Source organism: Mesorhizobium captivum, assembly GCF_033977165.1.
GTDB lineage: Bacteria > Pseudomonadota > Alphaproteobacteria > Rhizobiales > Rhizobiaceae > Mesorhizobium > Mesorhizobium captivum.
In genome coordinates, this window is the sequence record NZ_JAVIJB010000012.1 from 141,156 (window position 1) to 160,491 (window position 19,336).

20 protein-coding genes and 1 pseudogene are annotated in these 19,336 nt (G+C 65.0%); 3 read left to right on the forward strand and 18 right to left on the reverse strand.

The annotated features are described in order from the left end of the window. Nucleotides 1-70: 70 nt before the first annotated feature. The 4 genes and pseudogenes from RFM40_RS13220 to RFM40_RS13235 all read right to left on the reverse strand — a co-directional run bounded on the left by RFM40_RS13220 (nt 71) and on the right by RFM40_RS13235 (nt 5,869). A complete protein-coding gene (locus RFM40_RS13220) occupies nt 71-2,191 on the reverse strand; it encodes an EAL domain-containing protein (protein ID WP_320226225.1) in 2,121 nt (706 codons plus the stop codon). Between the two features lie 73 nt (nt 2,192-2,264). Beyond that, nucleotides 2,265-3,419, reverse strand: a complete 1,155-nt coding sequence (locus tag RFM40_RS13225; protein ID WP_320226224.1) for a M20 aminoacylase family protein — start codon at nt 3,417-3,419, stop codon at nt 2,265-2,267. A gap of 20 nt (nt 3,420-3,439) precedes the next feature. Next, nucleotides 3,440-4,673, reverse strand: a pseudogene (locus RFM40_RS13230) (allantoate amidohydrolase). Further along, nucleotides 4,670-5,869 carry a diaminopropionate ammonia-lyase gene (locus RFM40_RS13235; RefSeq protein ID WP_320277650.1) on the reverse strand — a complete coding sequence of 400 codons (1,200 nt, stop codon included), beginning with the start codon at nt 5,867-5,869 and terminating at the stop codon, nt 4,670-4,672. Before RFM40_RS13235 ends, RFM40_RS13230 begins: the two are co-directional and overlap by 4 nt. Nucleotides 5,870-5,971: 102 nt before the next feature. On the opposite strand from RFM40_RS13235, the gene RFM40_RS13240 reads away from it, so the two are divergent. Next, nucleotides 5,972-6,445 carry an Lrp/AsnC family transcriptional regulator gene (locus tag RFM40_RS13240; RefSeq protein ID WP_320226221.1) on the forward strand — a complete coding sequence of 158 codons (474 nt, stop codon included), beginning with the start codon at nt 5,972-5,974 and terminating at the stop codon, nt 6,443-6,445. A gap of 49 nt (nt 6,446-6,494) precedes the next feature. Here RFM40_RS13240 and RFM40_RS13245 read toward each other — a convergent pair whose 3' ends face one another. Beyond that, the gene (locus RFM40_RS13245; RefSeq protein ID WP_320276503.1) at nt 6,495-7,031 is read right to left on the reverse strand and encodes a hypothetical protein; all 537 of its coding nucleotides are present in this window, start codon (nt 7,029-7,031) and stop codon (nt 6,495-6,497) included. A 109-nt stretch (nt 7,032-7,140) separates the two neighbouring features. Continuing rightward, the gene (locus tag RFM40_RS13250; protein WP_320226219.1) at nt 7,141-7,467 is read right to left on the reverse strand and encodes a DUF1330 domain-containing protein; all 327 of its coding nucleotides are present in this window, start codon (nt 7,465-7,467) and stop codon (nt 7,141-7,143) included. 174 nt (nt 7,468-7,641) lie between these two features. On the opposite strand from RFM40_RS13250, the gene RFM40_RS13255 reads away from it, so the two are divergent. Beyond that, nucleotides 7,642-8,334, forward strand: coding sequence for a winged helix-turn-helix transcriptional regulator (locus RFM40_RS13255; protein WP_320226218.1), 693 nt, complete (start codon nt 7,642-7,644; stop codon nt 8,332-8,334). Nucleotides 8,335-8,540: 206 nt separating this feature from the next. On the opposite strand, the gene RFM40_RS13260 is transcribed toward RFM40_RS13255, so the two are convergent. The 10 genes from RFM40_RS13260 to RFM40_RS13305 form a co-directional block, all read right to left on the reverse strand. Then, entirely contained in the window at nt 8,541-8,870 is a 330-nt protein-coding gene (locus RFM40_RS13260) for a hypothetical protein (protein ID WP_320226217.1), read from the reverse strand. A 154-nt stretch (nt 8,871-9,024) separates the two neighbouring features. After that, nucleotides 9,025-9,999, reverse strand: coding sequence for a branched-chain amino acid ABC transporter permease (locus tag RFM40_RS13265; protein ID WP_320226216.1), 975 nt, complete (start codon nt 9,997-9,999; stop codon nt 9,025-9,027). A 1-nt stretch (nt 10,000) separates the two neighbouring features. Continuing rightward, nucleotides 10,001-10,888, reverse strand: a complete 888-nt coding sequence (locus RFM40_RS13270) for a branched-chain amino acid ABC transporter permease (RefSeq protein ID WP_320226215.1) — start codon at nt 10,886-10,888, stop codon at nt 10,001-10,003. 7 nt (nt 10,889-10,895) lie between these two features. Continuing rightward, nucleotides 10,896-11,600, reverse strand: a complete 705-nt coding sequence (locus RFM40_RS13275; RefSeq protein WP_320223158.1) for an ABC transporter ATP-binding protein — start codon at nt 11,598-11,600, stop codon at nt 10,896-10,898. After that, a complete protein-coding gene (locus tag RFM40_RS13280; RefSeq protein ID WP_320226369.1) occupies nt 11,593-12,345 on the reverse strand; it encodes an ABC transporter ATP-binding protein in 753 nt (250 codons plus the stop codon). Before RFM40_RS13280 ends, RFM40_RS13275 begins: the two co-directional genes overlap by 8 nt. Before the next feature lie 44 nt (nt 12,346-12,389). Next, on the reverse strand, nt 12,390-13,598 hold the full coding sequence (locus tag RFM40_RS13285) for an ABC transporter substrate-binding protein (protein ID WP_320226214.1): 1,209 nt from the start codon (nt 13,596-13,598) through the stop codon (nt 12,390-12,392). A gap of 329 nt (nt 13,599-13,927) precedes the next feature. Further along, the gene (locus tag RFM40_RS13290; protein WP_320226213.1) at nt 13,928-14,323 is read right to left on the reverse strand and encodes a helix-turn-helix domain-containing protein; all 396 of its coding nucleotides are present in this window, start codon (nt 14,321-14,323) and stop codon (nt 13,928-13,930) included. Beyond that, on the reverse strand, nt 14,323-14,619 hold the full coding sequence (locus RFM40_RS13295) for a type II toxin-antitoxin system HigB family toxin (protein WP_320226212.1): 297 nt from the start codon (nt 14,617-14,619) through the stop codon (nt 14,323-14,325). Before RFM40_RS13295 ends, RFM40_RS13290 begins: the two co-directional genes overlap by 1 nt. 153 nt (nt 14,620-14,772) lie before the next feature. Continuing rightward, complete coding sequence (locus RFM40_RS13300; RefSeq protein ID WP_320277651.1) at nt 14,773-15,480, reverse strand: SDR family NAD(P)-dependent oxidoreductase; 708 nt, start codon at nt 15,478-15,480, stop codon at nt 14,773-14,775. Nucleotides 15,481-15,573: 93 nt separating this feature from the next. Further along, nucleotides 15,574-16,170: a YdeI/OmpD-associated family protein gene (locus RFM40_RS13305; RefSeq protein WP_320277652.1), complete on the reverse strand. Its 597-nt coding sequence runs from the start codon at nt 16,168-16,170 to the stop codon at nt 15,574-15,576. 320 nt (nt 16,171-16,490) lie between these two features. Between RFM40_RS13305 and RFM40_RS13310 the strand changes: the two genes are divergently transcribed. Next, the gene (locus RFM40_RS13310) at nt 16,491-17,219 is read left to right on the forward strand and encodes an SDR family oxidoreductase (protein WP_320226209.1); all 729 of its coding nucleotides are present in this window, start codon (nt 16,491-16,493) and stop codon (nt 17,217-17,219) included. On the opposite strand, the gene RFM40_RS13315 is transcribed toward RFM40_RS13310, so the two are convergent. Together RFM40_RS13315 and RFM40_RS13320 are read right to left on the reverse strand one after the other, a co-directional pair. Continuing rightward, nucleotides 17,170-18,168, reverse strand: a complete 999-nt coding sequence (locus tag RFM40_RS13315) for a LysR family transcriptional regulator (protein WP_320277653.1) — start codon at nt 18,166-18,168, stop codon at nt 17,170-17,172. The genes RFM40_RS13310 and RFM40_RS13315 overlap by 50 nt on opposite strands. Nucleotides 18,169-18,177: 9 nt before the next feature. Further along, complete coding sequence (locus RFM40_RS13320; RefSeq protein ID WP_320226207.1) at nt 18,178-19,080, reverse strand: S1C family serine protease; 903 nt, start codon at nt 19,078-19,080, stop codon at nt 18,178-18,180. Nucleotides 19,081-19,336 lie beyond the last annotated feature (256 nt).

Genomic DNA, 19,336 nt, shown 5'->3' on the forward strand with positions numbered 1-19,336 from the left:
GTCGATGGAGCACCATTGCCCTGCCGGATTACGGCGCCCTTAAATCAGCGGATTCAATTTTAGCAGTTGCTTATTTTATACCGCTCAGCCGGAACTGCGGCCTTTCAAGCAGCACCGGCTGGCCGGCCGCCCTTGCCACGATTGCCTCCAGCGGCTCCGGCCGGTGCAGGAAATAACCCTGGCCATAGGCGACGCCCATGCCAATGAGTATCTCCAGCGCGCTCTTTTCCTCGATCTTCTCGGCGACGACCGCGCAGCCCATCGAGCGGGCGATGCCGGTGATCGCCGAGACGATCTCGCGGTCGAAGCGGCTGTCGGCGATGTGCTCGACGAAGGAGCCGTCGATCTTGATGGCGTCGATGGGGAAGCGCCTGAGATATTCGAAGGAGCTCATGCCGGCGCCGAAATCGTCGAGGCTGACGCGGCAATGGCGCAGCCTGGCCTTGCGCACGAATTCTTCCGCCGCGTCGAAATTTGTGACGGCGGCGGTTTCGGTGATCTCGAAGCCGACTGCCGAGGGCGGCGCGCCGCTCTCGGCGATTGCCGCGTCGACGAAACCCCAGAGCTGCGGATCGGAGAGCGTCTGCGCCGACAGGTTGAAGCCGAGCGAGATGGCGCCGGAAAGCATCGCCTTGCCGTGGCGGATGAGCGCAGTGCGGATGATCCAGCGGTCGAGCCGGGCGGCGAGTCCGAAACGTTCGGCCACCGGTATGAACTCACCTGGCGGAATGAGCTTGCCGTTGCGGCCTTCGAGCCTCGCCAGCACCTCGACGTGGCGGCTCTCTTCCCAGGGCCTGCCCAAGCGATGGATCTCCTGACCGAACAGCTTCAGCCGGCTGTCCTCCATCGCGTCGACCAGCTTGGCGGCGAGCCGGGCGGCATTGAGGCCGCCGGCCCCGGAAGCCGTTTCGGGCGCGAACACCGCGAAACGGTCGCGCCCGCCAGCCTTGGCCGCGTAGCAGGCGTCGTCGGCGCAGGCCAGCGCGTCGGCCACGGTCATCTTGGGATCGCGGACGAAGGCGATGCCGACGCTGGCCGCCAACCTGCGGGACGCCACTGTGGAACCAAGATCGGCGTTGCGCACGGCGGCCAGCACGGCACGGGCGAGCCGTTCGGCGCAGGCGTCGTTGCAGTTGGGCACCAGCAGCGCGAACTCGTCGCCGCCGAGGCGCGCGGCATGCGCCGAAGGCGGCAGGCTGGCGCGAATGCCCGCGGCGACGCTCTTCAGCGCGACATCGCCCGCGGCATGGCCGGCATAGTCGTTCAGCGCCTTGAAGTAGTCGAGGTCGACATAGAACACGGCAAGCGGCAGCCGCCCGGCCGCGCCGATGTTTTCGGCCAGCAGCCGGTCGAAGGCCGAACGATTCAACAGTCCGGTCAAGGCATCGTGGTGGGCGGCATGGGCGAGCTCCTCGGCGCGCTTCTTCTCGTCGGTGATGTCGCGCACGGTGCCGAGGATCTGGCCGGCCGAGCCGGCGGCGGCGATGAAGCGCACCAGCGACTCGACGTGTCGGACCACGCCGTCGCGCCGGACGATGCGGTACTGGCTGGCGATTACGCTGTTCGTGCCGAGCGGCTGCCAATGCGCCCGCTCGGTGGCCTCCTTGTCGTCCGGGTGGAGATAAGTGTGCCAGAGGTCGGCCATCACCTCGTCGGTGTCGCTGACCAGACCGAAGATCTCGCGGGTGCGGGCGTCCCAATAGCTCTTGTTGGTGCCGATATCATGGTGCCAGATGCCGGTGCCGCTGGCGGCGAGCGCGAGGCGGAAGCGGACATTGACCTCATCCAGCGCGGTCTCGGCCTCTTTCTGCCTGGTGATGTCAGTCTGCACGCCCATCAGGCGCAGCGGCGTGCCCCCGGCGTCGCGCTCGACGATGCCGCCGCGGTCGAGCACCCAGACCCAGTGGCCGTCCTTGTGCTTCAGGCGCAGCTCCGTCTCGATGGATGGGGTCAGGCCGGCGATGTGGCGGTCGCCGCTTTGCTGCGCCCTTTCGCGGTCGTCGGGATGGGTGAGCTGCAGCCAGAGATCGGAGGTGTTGGCGAGCTCGCCCTCGGCGTAGCCCAGCATCCTCGACCAGGTCGGCGAATAATAGCAATCGCCGGTCGCGAGGTTCCAGTCCCAAAGGCCGAGTTGGGCGCGATCGAGCGCCTGCGCCCAGAACTTGCCATTGCGTTTATTGCCGTCCGCCATGCCCTGGTTTGCCTGCCCGCCGTTCGGGCAATACTGCATGAAAGCTGAGAAGAAAGGGTTACTAGGGAGATTGCTAACCGCCTACCGCCAGCCTTCTCCTCACCACCGCCGCATGGAAGCGCGCGCCGTGGAGCAGGCCTTCGTCGTTGAAGTCATAGGACGGGTTGTGCAGCGGCGCGGAGTTGCCGTTGCCCATGAAGACGAAGCAGCCGGGCACCTCGTTCAGGAAGCGGGCGAAATCCTCCGAGGCCGTCATCGGCTCCGCCGCGACGCCAACGGCGTCCTCGGCCAGCACGTCTCGGGCCGCCGCAAGCGCCTCGTCGACAAGCGCCGCGTCGTTGATCAAGGGCACGAACTCGCGCGCGTAAGTGACTTGCGCTGCTACGTTATAGGCCTGCGCCGTACCCTCGGCAATGCGGCGCATTTCCTTCTCGATCGCAACGCTCACCTCAGGCCGGAAGCTGCGGCAGTCGCCGAGGATGCGGGTGAGCCCGGGCAGCGCGTTGCGGGTGCCGTCGGTGATGAGTTCGGTGACCGAGACGACGCCGATATCGGCGGGGCTCAAGCGCCGCGAGACGATGGTCTGCAGGTTGAGGACCAGCGCGCAGGCGGCAACCAACGTCTCCCGCCCGGCATGCGGCCGCGCCGCGTGGCCGCCAAGGCCTTTCAGCACGATCTCGAAATTGTCCTCGGCCGACATGACCGGACCGGCGCGGGTCTCGAAATGGCCGATGGGCAGGCCCGGCATGTTGTGCAGGCCAAAAATCTCCTCGAAGGGGAAACGCTCGATGAGGCCGTCCTCGAGCATGGCGAGCGCGCCCCTGCCCCATTCCTCGGCCGGCTGGAAGATGAAGCGCACCGTGCCGTCGAAGCCGCCTTCATCGGCGAGCAGCTTGGCGGCGCCGAGCAGCATAGTGGTGTGGCCGTCATGGCCACAGGCATGCATGGTGCCCGGCGTTTGCGAGCGGTAGGCAGCCGTCCCCTGCTCGGCGATGCGCAGTGCATCCATGTCGGCGCGCAGCGCGATTGCGCGGTTGCCGCTGCCCCTGGTCAGCGTGCCGACGACGCCGGTGCCGCCGATGCCCTCCGCCACCTCCAGCCCGAATGCGCGCAGTTTTTCCGCCACGAAAGCGGCGGTGCGCTTTTCCTCGAAGCCGAATTCGGGATGGGCGTGGAGATCGCGCCGCCATGCCGTCATCTCGCGGTGAAGCTCCTTGAGGTCGGTCATCTGCATTCCCCCTCTTCCGATCAGTCGGCCGCCAGCCTGGCGGCGACGCCGAGCAGGATGTTGGCGCCGGCGGCGAGGTGGACGGCGGCGGTGAACTCGGCCGGGTTGTGGCTGATGCCGCCCCGGCTCGGCACGAAGATCATCGCAGACGGCGCGACGCGCAATCATCTGCGCATCATGCCCGGCGCCAGAGGTCATGCGCCGGCAGGAAAGGCCGGCGGCTCTGGCGCCTTCCTCGATCAGCGAGACGATGCGGGCATCGAAGGTCACCGGCTCGAAGCGCGCCAGGCTCTCGGCATGGACGGTAACGCCGGCGCTTGCGGCAAGTTCGTCGATGAAGGCGGCGAGCGCCATTTCCTCTTCGCGAAGATGCATTTCGTCGGGATCGCGAAGGTCGATGGTGAAGGTCGCCCGCGACGGAATGACGTTGATGGCGTTTGGCTCGAAAGCGATGGTGCCGACAGTGGCGACCGTTGGCGTCGGCGAGGCGCCGGCGCGGTCCGCGAGGAAGCTGATCACCCGTGCAGCGGCAACGCCGGCATCCTGGCGCATCGACATCGGCGTGGTGCCGGCATGGTTGGCGACGCCGTCGATCACGATGCGCTGCCAGGAAATGCCCTGCAGGTTCTCGACCGCGCCGATGGCGATACCCTCGCGCTCCAGCACCGGCCCCTGCTCGACATGCAACTCGACATAGGCATACGGCTTGAGGAAGCCGGGCTGATGCTGACCGGCGTAACCGATACGCTCCAACTCCTTGCCCAGCACCGAACCGTCGGTGCCGATCGCGGCCAGCGCTTCTTCGAGATCCCGGCCGCCGGCAAAGACCAGCGAGCCCATCATGTCGGGCGCATAGCGCACGCCTTCCTCATTGGTGAAGGCCGCGACCACGATCGGCCGCGCCGGCGCGAAGCCGGCCTCCTTCAGGCTCTCGATCGCTTCGAGACCGGCAAGCACGCCATAGCAGCCGTCATAGATGCCGGCGTCGATCACCGTGTCGATATGCGAGCCGAGCATGACCGGCGGCTGGCCGGCATTGGTATCGTCCTGCCAGATGCCGAAAATGTTGCCGATGCGGTCGACGGCGACGTCGAGCCCTGCTTCCTGCAGCCAGCCGACGAAACGGTCGCGGCCGAGCCGATCCATGTCCGAAGTCGCGACGCGGACCAGGCGGCCCTGCTCATCGCGGCCGAGGCGGCCAAGCTCCTCGATGCGGCCGGCGAGGCGGTCGGCACTGATCGTCAGATTGCTCATGCCGGCTGCCGTGCCCGCGCGACGTCTTCAGGTGCCATGCCGACCAGTTCGGCATAGCGGCCGGGGTCGGTCGCGCCCTCGGAGTTGATGATCAGCACGCGGGAGTTGGAGCCGAGGCCAAGGGCTCCCCGCATGCCCTTGTCTCCGGCGGCGCGGATCAGCCCGGCAAGCCCTGCCCCGCCGCTCTCGCCGGAGACGATCGCCGGGTCGTTGCCGGCGGGGCGCGCCAGCCGGTTCATCACCGCGACCGCATCCTCTTCGTCCACCGTCATGAAGGCATCGCCGAGGCGCGACAGCACGCGCCAGGCGACCAGCGACGGCTCATGGCATTCGAGCATCGCCATGACGGTCGGTTGCCCATGCGGGATTTTTACCGGGCGCCCGGCCTCGGCGCTGGCGTAGATGCACGCCGCCCGCGCGGGCTCGACCACGATGACCTTCGGCCGCTGCGCGCCGAACAGGATCGCCAGATGGCCGGCAATCGCGGCGGCAAAGCCGCCGACGCCGGCCTGCAGGAAGACGTGGGTGGGCGGCTCGGGCATATGCCGCAACGCCTCGCGCACGACCACCGTGTAACCCTGCATGACCAGGCCGGGAATGCGTTCGTAGCCCGGCCAGGAGGTGTCGGAGACCACCGTCCAGCCGCGCTCGGCGGCGACGCGGGCGGCCTCGCGCACCGAATGATCGTAGCCGCCCTCGACCCTGACCATCTCGGCGCCGAAGCGGGCGATGGCGGCAACGCGCTCGCGGCTTACGCCGGCATGAACGAAGACCACCGAGCGCGCGCCGACCAGGCCGGCGCCCTGCGCCACCGAGCGGCCATGATTGCCATCCGTTGCGCAGCAAAATGTCATCTGCGCCGCGATCGCGCGCACGCTTGCATCGCCGATCTCGCCGACATCGACGGCGCGGCCTAGCCGCTTGCCGGCCTCTTCCAGCACCAGCCGCATGACGGCATAGGCGCCGCCCAGCGCCTTGAAGCTGCTGAGGCCAAGACGCTTGCCCTCGTCCTTGACGTGCAGCGAGCCGATGCCGAGTTCGCCGGCCAGTTCCGGCAACGCGCGCATAGGCGTCGCGGCGTGGCCGTCACGCGCTTTGAGATAGTGCTCGGCTTGCTCGACGCCGGCTATGCCGAGGGCTGCGGCATCGGCCGCCACCAGCGGCTGGTTGTGTTCGGGACATTGGTTGAGCAGCATGGCGTTTTCCTCCGAGGCACTGAACTCTATTGCGGAGCGAGCGAGAAATGCGCTCTGTTTCGGCCATCTGATTGCAAGTTTGTTTCATCCGGATGCCGCCAAATGCCAACCTTGTCCAACCTCGACGCCTTCGACCGCGCGATCCTCGCCATCCTGCAGAAGGACAACACCACGCCGCAGCGCGCGATCGGCGAAGCGGTGAACCTGTCGGCGCCGGCCATGCAGCGGCGGATCAAGCGCATGGAGGAACGTGGTGTCATCCGCGCCAATGTGGCGCTGGTCGACCCAGCCAAGGTCGGCCATCCGATCATCATCTTCGTCGAGGTCGAAGTCGAGAGCGAGCGCGCCGAGCTGATCGACGCCGCCAAGCGCGGCTTCGCGGCGGTGCCGGAGGTGCAGCAATGCTACTACGTCACCGGCGAGGCCGACTTCATCCTGGTCGTCACCGTGGCGACGATGGCCGAGTATGAAGCGCTGACCCGAAAACTGTTCTTCGAGAACAACAACGTCAAAAGGTTCCGCACCTTCGTCGCGATGGACCGGGTGAAGGTGGGGCTGGAGGTGCCGGTGGGGTGAGTGTATCCGATCGAACGCCAGGCGGCATGGCGCCACCTGGCTTCAATTCCTACTGACTCGGCGCCATCGCGTGTTCGCACGACACTTTCGGATTCATGTCGGCGAAGGTGCCGGTCGGGTTGCCCTTCCAGGCCCAGACATGCAGTTCGTAGAACTCGCCCAGACCGTAGCGGTTGGGCGCGCTGTTAAAGTTGAACAGCTGGCCGTCGAGCGACGCCGGCCCCTTCGAGGCGATGTATTCGACCGCCACCAGCCTCAGTGTGCCGTCGGCCATCGGCTCGTACATGACCGCTTCGGGACGGGCGATATCGATCTTGCCGTCCTTCAGATACTGGCCGTTGACGTAGTGGATGCCCATGGCGCCGCCGGTGATGCCGCTGGCGCAGGGAATTGGCGCATAGCCCTCGGCCGTTGCGGCCTTGACGTCGACAAACCGACTGTTGGCCGCCCGTACCTTGTCAGCCAGTGGGCTGGCGCCGGACACGGAGGCAGCCGCGTCCTGATGCGCCTGCGCAAGGGTTGTGCAGGCCGACAGCGCGGCCGCGGCCATGAGAAGCCTGTTCCAAAAGTTTGATGTCATGTTCATTTCGTTCTTCCTGAAAAAGCCCGGCTGGCCGGCCGCCGAAAATACGGCGGCGCGACAGGCAAGCGCCGCGGCTGGTTGTGCTTGATGATCCCGGATTCGATGCAGCCGCTCATCCCCTCGGCAGATACGAAATCGTTCCGGCCACATCGGTGTTGTCGATCAGCTGGAAACGGCTGTCGCTGCCGCCCTGACGGGCCGACACGAAGGGTGCGTAGGCCGGATCATTGGTGAAGGCGCGAGCCGCTGCTTCCGACGGAAACGCCATCAGCGCGATCAGCGTCGTATCGAGCGGCTTGCCCTCGAGCGTCTTCACGTTGCCGCTGCGTGCCAGATATCTGCCGCCATGCTTGTGAACGAGGTCGTGCACCGAAGCGGCGTAGTCGGGTATCCATTTCGGATCTTTCACCTTGATGTCTGCGATAAGGTAAGCGGTCACGGGTCGTCTCCTGGTTGCGGCGCATGGGATATCCCGTGCATCCTGCCAAGGGCTCGCATGACTGGGCGGCCGACAACCAGTCCGCGATCTGTACTGGGCCGGTACAGTTTCTGTACTCGCCGCGTCATTCATGAAGGGCTAATGTTCGGCCGGTTTCGAGAAGGGACACCGATCATGGCTCAGCACGGATACAAGCAGTTCTGCCCGCTATCGATGGCCGCCGAGGTGCTGTGCACCCGCTGGACGATGGTGCTGATGCGCGAATTGGTGGCAGGTTCGACCCGCTTCAACGACCTGCGCCGCGGCGTGCCGAAGATGTCGCCGACCCTTCTGTCGCAACGGCTGAAGGAACTTGAGCTGGCGGGGATCGTGGAGCGCAAGGAAGTCCCCGGCGAGAAGGGCATCTTCGACTATCGGCTGACCGAGGCGGGCCGCGATTTGCGTCCCGTGGTCGAGGCGATGGGTTTTTGGGGACAGAAATGGGTCGAGTCCCGACTGTCGCTAAAGAACCTCGATCCGTCGCTCCTGATGTGGGACATGCGGCGCAACCTGAACCCCTCGCCACTGCCCGAAGGACGAACCGTGATACAGTTTCTGTATCAGGATCTCCCGGCGTCGAAGCGTTCGTGGTGGCTGGTCGTCGAGAAGCATGGCGAGGTCGATCTGTGCTGGTACGATCCGGGCTTCGAGGTCGATCTCTACGTCTCGACCGACCTCCACACGATGACCGCGATCTGGATGGGGCTGGTCACCGTCGAGAAGGCCGGCGCGAAGATCGCACTGACCGGCGACAGGGCCATCGGCAAGAAGATGCAGACCTGGCTCGGCCTCAGCCCGTTCGCGGTGGAGCCGAAGCGTGCGGCGTAGCGCTGTCGACGACAAGCGTCGGAAACGAGCGGGCCGAGTTGATCGACGCCGCTAAGCGCGGCTTCGGGCGCGCCGTCGGAGGTGCCAATCTCCCCCCTTGTGGGGGAGATGGCCGGCAGGCCAGAGGGGGGCGCGAAGGATTGCCAGCTTTTCTGTTTTTGGCGCATCGCGCAGCAGATGCCTGCCGATGCGCAGCCGGTAGCGGGTCAGTTTGAATTTTCCCCTAGCTTTCTCAAGAACCGGTTCGCTGCGATCACAGATCCGAATCCTAATGCGGCTACGACGGCAGCGATTGGCGTCATGCCAATCGTCAGGAAGGCGAATGCCCCAATCGCATAGCCAAGCGTTGTAACCCAATTGGGCAATGATTGGGCTAGGTGATTTTCGAGGATGATTTCACCGCCGAATAACACGCTGGCTTGAAACACAAACAGCCAGAAAATAGCGGCAAACAATCCAAATTTTTTCGCGAAATAGAGCCGTTCAAGACCATACAAGATGGCGACTAATACAAAGGAGATGATCAGGAAAAACATCTGACTGAATTAACATGACGGGCAAAAATGTCCAACGCCGCGCGGTCACGGTAATTGACAAGCCGGCGGGACAGCGCCCCCCTCTGGCCTGCCGGCCATCTCCCCCACAAGGGGGGAGATCAGATGTCGCCGGTTCTTTCGCCAACCGCCAAACTCATCCCTCGCCGCGCTCCCGCCCCAGCCACTTTGCATACACCTCCCCGACAATCCCGCGCCGGAAGATCAGCACGCAGACCATGAAGATCAGGCCGGTGGCGATGGTCACCGGGAAGCCGGACGTCGCGAGCGTGTTTTCCAGGCCGACGACGAGGCCGGCGCCGACCACCGGGCCGACCATGGTGCCGATGCCGCCGAGCAGCGTCATCAGGATCACCTCGCCCGACATCTGCCAGGTGACGTCGGTGAGCGTGGCGAACTGGAAGACGATCGCCTTCAGCGCGCCGGCAAGGCCGGCAAGGGCGGCCGACATGACGAAGGCGGCGAGCTTGTAGCGGCCGACGGAATAGCCCAGCGAAATGGCGCGGTTTTCGTTCTCTCTTATTGAGCGCAGGATCATGCCGAAGGGCGAGTTGACGATGCGCCAGATGGCAAAGACGCCGATCAGGAAGATCGCCAGCACGAAGAAGTACATGTTCATCGGCACGTTCAAATCGACGATTCCGAGAAGCGTTCCACGCGCAACGCCCTGGATGCCGTCCTCGCCCTCGGTGAAGGGCGCCTGCACGCAGAAGAAATAGAACATCTGTGCCATCGCCAGCGTGATCATGGCAAAATAGATGCCCTGCCGGCGGATGGCGAGGAAGCCCACGACAAGGCCCATTGCCGCAGCACCCACGGTGCCGAGCAGGATGCCGGCCTCGGGCGGCCAGCCCCAGGCCTTCACCGCATAGGCGCAGAAATAGGCGGCGCCGCCGAAGAAGGCGGCATGGCCGAAAGAGAGCAGGCCGGTGTAGCCGAGCAGCAGGTTGAAGGCGCAGGCGAACAGCGCGAAGCACAGCATCTTCATGACGAAGATCGGGTAGATGAGGAACGGGGCCGCGACGAGCGCCAGTATGCCCAGCGCCACCAACCCCCTTTCCAGCCGCGCGGAGGCCGCTGCACGCTCTTGGTGAAGGGTCGCCTCGCTCATCTCAGGCGTCCCTTCCGAACAGGCCGGCGGGCCTGAGCAGCAGCACGATCGCCATGATGACGAAGACGACGAGGTTCGAGGCCTCCGGATAGAAGACCTTGGTCAGGCCCTCGGCGAGGCCGAGCATGTAGCCGGTGACGATGGCGCCCAGGATCGATCCCATGCCGCCGACCACGACGACGGCGAAGACGACGATGATCAGGTCCGAGCCCATCAGCGGGCTGACCTGGTAGACGGGCGCGGCGAGGATGCCGGCGAGGCCGGCAAGAGCGGCGCCCAGCCCGTAAGTGAGCGTGAGCAGCAATGGCACGTTGACGCCGAAGGCCTGCACGAGTTCCGGGTTCTCGGTCGCGGCGCGGAGATACGAGCCGAGCCTGGTCTTCTCGATCAAGAGCCAGGTGCCGATGCACACGATCAGCGAGGCCAGCACCACCCAGCCGCGATAGTTGGGCAGGAACATGAAGCCGAGATTGGTGCCGCCGGCGAGCAGCGCCGGCACGGCGTAAGGATTGCCGGAGACGCCGTAGTAGTAGCGGAATACGCCTTCGATCACCAATGCCAGGCCGAAGGTGAAGAGCAGGCCGTAGAGCGGATCGAGGCGGTAGAGCCGCGACAGCGCGAGACGCTCGACCACCATGCCGAACAGGCCGACGGCCAAAGGCACGATGATCAGCGCCAGCCAATAGCCGATGCCGAGATGGACCAGCAGCAGATAGCCGATGAAGGCGCCGAGCATATAGAGCGCGCCATGGGCGAAATTGATGATGCGGAGCAGCCCGAAGATGACGGCCAGCCCGAGGCTGAGCATCGCATAGAAGGAGCCGTTGATGAGACCCACCAGAAGCTGCCCGAGCAAGGCCTGGATGGGGATGCCGAAGATCATCGTCATTTCGCCATCATACCCCCAGCACTTCGTGCAGTTTCTCGGTGTGCGCGGAAAGCGCGCCCACCGCGAAACCCTCCACCACCTTGCCGTGGTCCATCAGGTAGAAGCGGTCGGCAATGCGGGCGGCGAAGCGGAAATTCTGCTCGACCAAAAGGATCGTCATGCCGCGCTTCTTCAGCGCCGCCAGCAGCTCGCCGATGCGCTGGACGATGACGGGCGCCAGCCCTTCCGTCGGCTCGTCAAGCAAAAGCATCTCGACGCCCGTCCGCAGGATGCGGGCGATCGCCAGCATCTGCTGCTCGCCGCCAGAAAGTTTTGTGCCCTGGCTGTTGCGGCGCTCCTTGAGGTTCGGAAAGAGCTCGAATATCTCCTCCACGCTCATGCCGCCCTTGGCCACCACTGGCGGCAGGATCAGGTTCTCGTCGACGGTGAGGGTAGCAAAGATGCCGCGCTCCTCCGGCACGAAGCCGATACCCTGATGCGCGACGCGGTGCAGCGGCAGGCGGATCAGGTCCTTGCCGTTGAAGGTGACGCTCCCCGTGCGCTTGCGAATCAGCCCCATGATGGCGCGCAGCGTCGTCGTCTTGCCGACGCCGTTGCGGCCGAGCAGCGTCACCGTCTCGCCGCGCGAGACTTCGAGGTTGACGCCGTGCAGCGCGTGGCCCTCGCCATACCAGGCATGGAGATCGCGCACGGCTAGCAGCGGCTCACTCATGCTCGGTCCCCATGTAAGCGACGCGCACGCGCTCGTCCTGGCTGACCGTCGCGTAATCGCCGGCGGCGAGCACCTGGCCGCGCTGCATCACGGTGATCCAGTCGCAAAGATCGGCAACGACGGTGAGGTTGTGCTCGACCATCAGCACGGCACGGTCTTTTGCCAGCGAGCGGATGATGCCGGAGATCATGCCGACATCCTCATGCCCCATGCCGGCCATCGGCTCGTCGAGCAATAGCACCTTCGGATCGAGCGCCAGCGTGGTGGCGATCTCCAGCACGCGCTTGCGGCCGTATGAGAGATCACCGGCGAGCCGGTGCGTCACATCATCGAGGCCGACGATGGCAAGCAGCTCGCGCGCCCTGGGCGTAAGCCGGTCGAGCGCGGAGACCGGGCGCCAGAACTGGTAGCCCAGCCCGCCGGGACGCTGCAGCGCCACGCGCACATTGTCGAGGACGCTGAGATGCGGAAAGATCGCCGATATCTGGAAGGAGCGGACAAGGCCCATGCGCGCCACCTTCGCCGGCGGCGTGCGGGTGATGTCGGTGCCGAGCAGCTCTATTCTGCCGCTGGTCGGCTGCAGGAATTTGGTCAACAGGTTGAAGATGGTGGTCTTGCCGGCGCCGTTCGGGCCGATGACGGCATGGATCCTGGCGTGATGGACGTCGAGATCGACGTCCTTCACCGCGACGAAACCGGCGAAATCGCGCCGCAAGCCGCGGGCGGAAAGCACCACCCGCGGCATCTCTTTGCTGCCGTCCGGCCGGACGGCGGTGGCAGTTTCCGGCGTCACTTGGTGACGAGCGGGCAGCCGCTGTCCTCGGCCTTCATGAAGGCCTTGTCGCCCGGAATGGTCGCCAGATAGGTGTAGTAGTCCCAGTCCTTCTTGCTCTCTTCCGGCTTCTTGACCTGGTAGAGATACATATCGTGCACCATCGACCCGTCGGCCTGCACCTTGCCGTTCACAGTGAAGACGTCGTTGATCGGCATCTCATGCAGTTGCTTGGCCACCGCCTCGGTCTCGTCGGTGCCGGCCTTGTCGATGGCCTTCAGATACTGCGTCACCGCCGAATAAGTGCCGGCCTGGATCATGTTGGGCATGCGGTTGGTGCGCTTGAAGAAGCGGGTGGCGAAATCGCGGCTCACGTCATCGCGGTCCCAGTAATAGCCTTCCGTCAGCACCACGCCTTGCGCCGCCTGCAGGCCGAGGCCGTGCACTTCGGCCAGCGTGAAGAGGAGCGCGGCGAGACGCTGACCGCCGGCGACGATGCCGAATTCGGCCGCCTGTTTGATCGAGTTCGAAGTGTCGAGGCCGGCATTGGCAAGGCCGATGATCTTGGCGCCGGAGGACTGCGCCTGCAGCAGGAAGGAAGAATAGTCGGTGGAGCCCAGCGGATAGCGCACCTCGCCCAGCACCTTGCCGCCGCTCGCTTCGACGAGCTTGGCGGTCTGGTCCTTCAGCGAATAGCCGAAGGCGTAGTCGACCGTGATGAAATACCAGCTGTCGCCGCCCTGCTGCACCAGCGCGCCGCCGGTGCCGACGGCCTGCGAATGGGTGTCGTAGGCCCAGTGGAAGCCATAGGGCGAGCACTGCTTGCCGGTGAGGTCGGTGGAGGCGGCGCCGGTGACGATGTCGATCTTCTTCTTTTCCTTGGAAAGCCCCTGGACGGCCAGCGCGACGGAAGACGTCGTCAGCTCCATGATCGCGTCGACCTGCTCGGTGTCGTACCACTGGCGCGCGATGTTGGAGGCGATGTCCGGTTTGTTCTGGTGGTCGGCGCTGACGATCTCGATCGGGGCGCCCTGCACCTTGCCGCCGAAATCCTCGACCGCCATCTTGGCGGCTTCGACCGACCATTTGCCGCCGAAATCGGCATAGACGCCCGACTGGTCGTTGAGGATGCCGATCTTGACCTTGCCGTCGGAGATTTCGCCAGCCGCTGCCGGCATTGCGGATGCCGCAATGAGCGCGGCCGAGACGAGATAGGATGCTTTCACTGGTGGTTCCTCCCTTGTGACCAACCACGGGAAACGCGGCGGGCCTCGCAATGGTTCAACAGTTCCGTCCGGATTGTGGATTGGCGCCTCGGTCCCGCCTGCCACTCCTCTTCTCGCGAGACCACGCCACCGCGTGCCTTAGGTGCGCGAGAGCGAGCCTAGCATCACATTTCACGGGCCGAGAATGCTATTTTCGTAGCATGGCGGATGGATGGGAAACGGCAACAACACGCGCACAGCAATGCCGCTCGGGACCGATCCGTTGCCATGAAACGATCCAGGAGGCGGTCGCGCCATGATGAGGCCCGGGGGCGCGAGCGGCGGCTTCCTTATCCTTGTTTGTTGCCCTGATCGGCCAAGTGGTAAGGGACGATCAGGATTTCTGCTGGGATATGCCACTCACGATTGAGCTTGAAAGCCATATCCATCGTAAGCGCTCGCTTGCGGGCTAGAATCTCAGATGCGCGCGACGCCGACCCGAGCAGCTTTACCAGCGACTGTCGGGTGAGATTCGCCATCTCCATATGAGCAGTGATCGCGTCCACCGGGTCGGTTTCCGCGATGGGGTAATGTTTCGCCTCGTATGCTTCAATGAGTTCAGCGAGAACATCGAAGCGATCAGCATCAGGCGTGCCGGGAACGGGCTCCTTGTCAAAATAGCGAGTGATCTCCGCAATCGCCCAATCGTAATCGGCCTCGGTCTTAATGGGTCGAATGTTGTCCATCACACTTTCTCCGCGTCTATCTTATCGTACTCGGCGTGGGTGCCGACGAACTTGATGAGCACCCTCTTGAACGTGTAGCTGACATGCACAATCAGCCGGTACTTATTGCCCGCAATGTCGAACACCGCACGGTTGTCAGCTACGAAATCGACATTCGCGCCGAACTGTTCCTTGATGTCAGCGGGTCCCTTCCACTCAACCTTGCTCGATGCGTTGAACCAAGCGGTCAGCGGCGTTTTGGATTGCGGGTGCTTGGTCCAAAAGGTGACGAGCGTCTTCCTGCTGACGATTTGCATGCACCCCATATAGCCATTTCCCAAAATGGGAACAAGGGGAATTTACCCAAATCGGGAAACTCTGGAATGTTTGAAGCTTCTTAGAATTTTGCGAGTTTCGCCCGCCATCCAACCGAGCGATCGTAGTTCAACCTCACCAGGTCAGGGCGCGCATCACCACGGCAATCTTTTGCCGTCGCGGAAGAAGCCGCCGGTCGGACCATCATCCGGCAGGGTCGCGGCCCAGACGATGCCTGCGGCCCCTGGCGCGACCGGGCGGCCGCTCGGCCTGGCCATGTCAGTCTCCACCCAGTCCGGGCTGACGGCGTTGACCAAGACGCCCGCGCCGCGCAGCTCGGCCGCCAGGATGCGGGTGAGCGCATTGAGCGTCGCCCTGCCGGTCGAATAGGCCGGCGCGCCTGAGTCCATCGAGGCCGGCGAACCGCCCTCGGGGGAAACGACGACAAGCCGGCCGTGACGGGAGGCGCTGAGCAGCGGCGCGAAGGCGAACGCCACCCGCCAGGCACCGACGACATTGGTCTCGAAAGCCTTGCGGCCCACCGTCCGGTGGGGCCTCAGCGCCCGCGCGGATAGGTCGTAATGGATGGCGGCGTTGTTGACGAACACGTCGAGCCGACGGAAACGGCGCTCTACCTCGGCTGCGGCAACGGCTGGCCCTTCAGGCAAGGTGACATCCAGCGCGATGGCCTCGACATTGCTGCCAAGCTTCTTCGCCGCTGCCTCCCCCTTGGCGACGTCGCGTATGCCCATGAGCACGGTGAAGCCGAGCGCGGCAAGCAGGCGGCCTGTCTCCAGCACGATGCGACGATTGCCGCCGGTGACGAGAGCGACCTTGCCGGAGTGATTTGCCTTGCTGGTCATCGCGCGCCTCCTGTTGCGAAGTCGAGTTTCTTCCCACCCCAGTCATTCCAATTGTCGAAGGCTGCGTAGAGCGCGAAGTACGCCGACCTACCCTCACTTCTTCTGCGGATAGATCGTCTCGCCGCGCTTCAGCATTTCCACGAAGCTCTCGATCTTCTTCTTGCGCCCGGCTTCGGTCTTCATGTTGTGGGTGCGGAAGGCGAGCGCGAAGCGGTTCTGGGCGGAGAGCTTTGCCAGCGTCGCCTTCGCTTTCGGCTCGGCATCGATCGCCGCCTGCAGGTCGGGCGGGATGGTCATCTCCTTCGATCCGCCATAGGCGCGATCCCAGCGACCGTCGGCCTTCGCCGCCTCAACCTGCTTGAGGCCATGCTTGGTCATGCGGTCCTCCTCGATCAGCCGGGCGACATTGTCGATGTTGATCCTGCTCCAGATGCTCTTTTTACCGCGCGGCGTGTAGCGCTGCAGGAAACTTTTCTCGTCGAACGACTTGCGCACCGCGTCGATCCAGCCGAAGCAGAGCACGACGTCGATCGCTTCCTTCGGCGTGATCGAGGCGAGCCCCGAGCCGACCTTGTGGACCTTGATCCAGACCTCGCTTTCGCTGGCGTGGTTGTCGCCCAGCCAGGCGTAGAAACTTTCGGCGTCGGGAAATTCCCGCACCTTGTCCGGATTGACTTTGATCGGGGGCATGTTCCTCCTTGCGCGACGCTAAAGCTGTCGATCTCCCCCCTCGTGGGGGAGATGGCCGGCAGGCCAGAGGGGGGCGCTGTCCCGCCAGCCTGTCGAGGCGTTGCCGCCGCCGTTGTTATAATCGATGGAGATTCGACTGAAAGGCCGCGTTCCTTCGAGCCCCCCTCTGCCCTGCCGGGCATCTCCCCCCTTGAGGGGAGATCGGCTGCATCATCGACACGGCCCCATCTATCATCGGATTCTCCGATGGCACTATCGGTTTCTTCCGTTTCCGTTTCGTGCGCTGGCCTGCCACATCCATGTCCATGCAAAGGAAAGGCATGGACATGGACAAGACAAAAATCCTGATCGCAGGCGGCAGCTCGGGCATGGGGCTGGCGCTTGCCAGGCGTTGTCTCGATCAAGGCGCAAGCGTCGTCATCGCCGGGCGCGGCGAAGCGAAGTTGGGCAAGGCCCGCCATGAGCTCGGCCATCGGGCCTCACTCGAGACGGCAGTGGTCGACATCAGCCGCGAGCATGAGGTCGCCACACTTTTCGAGCGCATCGGCCGGCTCGACCATATCGTCAGCACCGCCGCCGATATCGAAGGCGCCTACCGGCTGTTGCCCGAGATCGAGCTTTCGGCGGCACAGCGCGTGGTGGAAAGCAAATTCTACGGACCGCTGCTCTTGGCCAAGCATGGCGCGCCGAAACTGTCGGCTGCCGGCTCGCTAACCTTCGTCTCCGGCATTGCAGCCTATCGGCCGGCGGCGCGCGGCTCGGTGGTCGCGGCGGTTAACGCGGCGCTCGAGGGGCTGGTGCGAGCTTTGGCCATCGAACTGGCGCCGATCCGCGTCAATGCCGTCTCGCCCGGTTGGATCGACACGCCGATCTGGGAGTTCGTTGCCGGCGAGAAGAAGGACGAGACGCTCGCCGCCATGGCCAAGCGCCTGCCGGCGGGGCGCGTCGGGCGGCCGCAGGACATTGCCGACGCCCTCGCCTTCCTGATCGGCAACAGCTTTACGACGGGAGAGACGCTGCATGTCGAGGGCGGGCAGCGGCTGGTCTGACCCGCGCGAAATTCTCGCCTACCGCTGCAAGCAGCAGCTTCAGCGCCCGCGGCTGGACGCGCCGTCGGCGCCAGATCACCGCTGCAAGCAGCAGCTTCAGCGCCCGCGGCTGGACGCGCCGTCGGCGCCAGATCATGACAAGCTCCGCCGAGTGGACGGGACCCGGCCAGGTGATTTCGGCGACCTCGCCGCTATCGAGTGCCGCTGCAACCGCCAGGCGCGGCACGACGCCGAGCCCGGCGCCGGCCGCCACCAGGCCGGCGATGACGTCGATGCTGCCGACCTCGGCCGCGAGCTTCGGCCCGCCGAGACCCGCCTCGGCGAAGGCCCTGTCGACCATGGCGCGGTAGACGCATCCGGTTTCGGTGGCGACGAAGCGTTTTTCGGCAAGCTCCGCCAGATCGACATCCGTGCGGTTCTCGCCCGGCGGCGCGATCAGGACCAGCGGCTCGGCCCCGACGACGCGCCTGGCGAAGCGCGCATCCGGTTCGCCGGCGCCGGATCGGTCGAAGCAGAAGGCGACGTCGATCTCGCCCTCTCCCAGCCTGCGCAGCAATTCGCCGCTGCCGGCGATCTTCAGCTTGATGTCGATGTCGGGGTGGGCGGCGCGGAAATCGGCGAGCCAGCCCGCAAGTTTTGCGGAAGCAATCGTCTCCAGCGCGCCGATCGACAGCGTGCCGGCCGTCTCACACGAGGCGGCATCGACCGCAGCACGGGTCTCGTCAGCGAGCGCCAGTATCTCTTCGGCATAGGGCTTCAGCGCCTCGCCCGCCGGCGTCAGTTCCAGCCCCTGCCGCGAGCGTGTGAACAGGCTGGTGCCAAGCTCGGCCTCCAGCGCCTGGATCTGGTCGCTGACGCTCGACTGTGCGAGGTTGACCTCCGCCGCCGCGCGCGTGACGTTTCGCGTGCGCGCGACCGCGAGAAATGTCTTCAGCAGCCTTGGATGCATCGGGCGGCGTTACTGCAGCTGCGGCTTCTTGAGGAAGGAGTTGCGGTCGGCGGATTTTACCCTGAGCCAGGTCTCGCGGCCGTCGCGCACCACGCGCAAAGGGATTTCCGCACCGGCCGGGTTCTGCCAGAGCTTGCGGTAGAAGTCGGCGAGACCGTCGACCTCGCCGTCGCGCACGTCGGAGATGATGTCGCCCTGGCGCAGACCCGCTTGCGCGGCCGGGCCGCCCTCGGCGACGCTCATCACCACCACCATGCCGTTCGACTCGGCCGAGAAGGCGCCGAGCCACGGACGCGCGGGCTTCGCCACCTGGCCGCGCTTCACAAGGTCGTCGAGGATCGGCGTCAGAAGGTCGATCGGCACGATCATGTTGATGTCGGCGACCTCGCCGGCGCGGCTCATCTGCAGGCGCAGCGAACCGACGCCAAGCAGCTTGCCGTCGCCGTCGAACAGCGCGGCACCACCCCAGGACGGGTGCGCAGGCGCGGTGAAGATCGCCTCGTCGATGAGATATTCCCAATAGCCTGCGAATTCCTGCTTGGTGACGATGTGGGCGTCGACCTGCTGGCCGATGCCGTCGGTGAGCGTCACGGCGTCGCCGATATTGGCCTTCCTGGCATTGCCGAACTTGACCGCCGGCAGACCGAGAGGCGACAGCGCCTGCACCAGGCCGAAGCCGGTCTCCTGGTCGTAGGCCAGCGCATGGGCAGCGACCACGCGGCCGTTCTGGTCGGTCAGCCACACCTCCTCGGCCTCGGTGATGAGATAGCCGATGGTGAGCACCAGCCCGTTGTCGCGGATCACGACGCCGCTGCCCTCCCGGCGCGTGCCCAGCGCGTTGGCGGTGAAGGCGTCGTCGGGAACCGTAGCGCGCACGGCGACGACTGAGCGCGAGACTTTTTCGATGGTCATCGGTCGATCCTGAATTGCGGGTCTTTTTCTATAAGTATGGCCAAAGGGGCGTGGTGCAAGGGCATGTTCCCTTCTCCCCTTCTTGTGGGAGAAGGTGTCGCCGAAGGCGACGAATGAGGGAACGCCAGCGTCTCGCTCCGCTGGAGCACCCCCTCATCCGTCTCGGCGCCGCGCGCCGATCCACCTTCACCCACAAGGGGCTAGCGTGCGCACACATTTGCTTCGTGGTGTGGTCAAGTGTGAAGAAGCGAAGTCG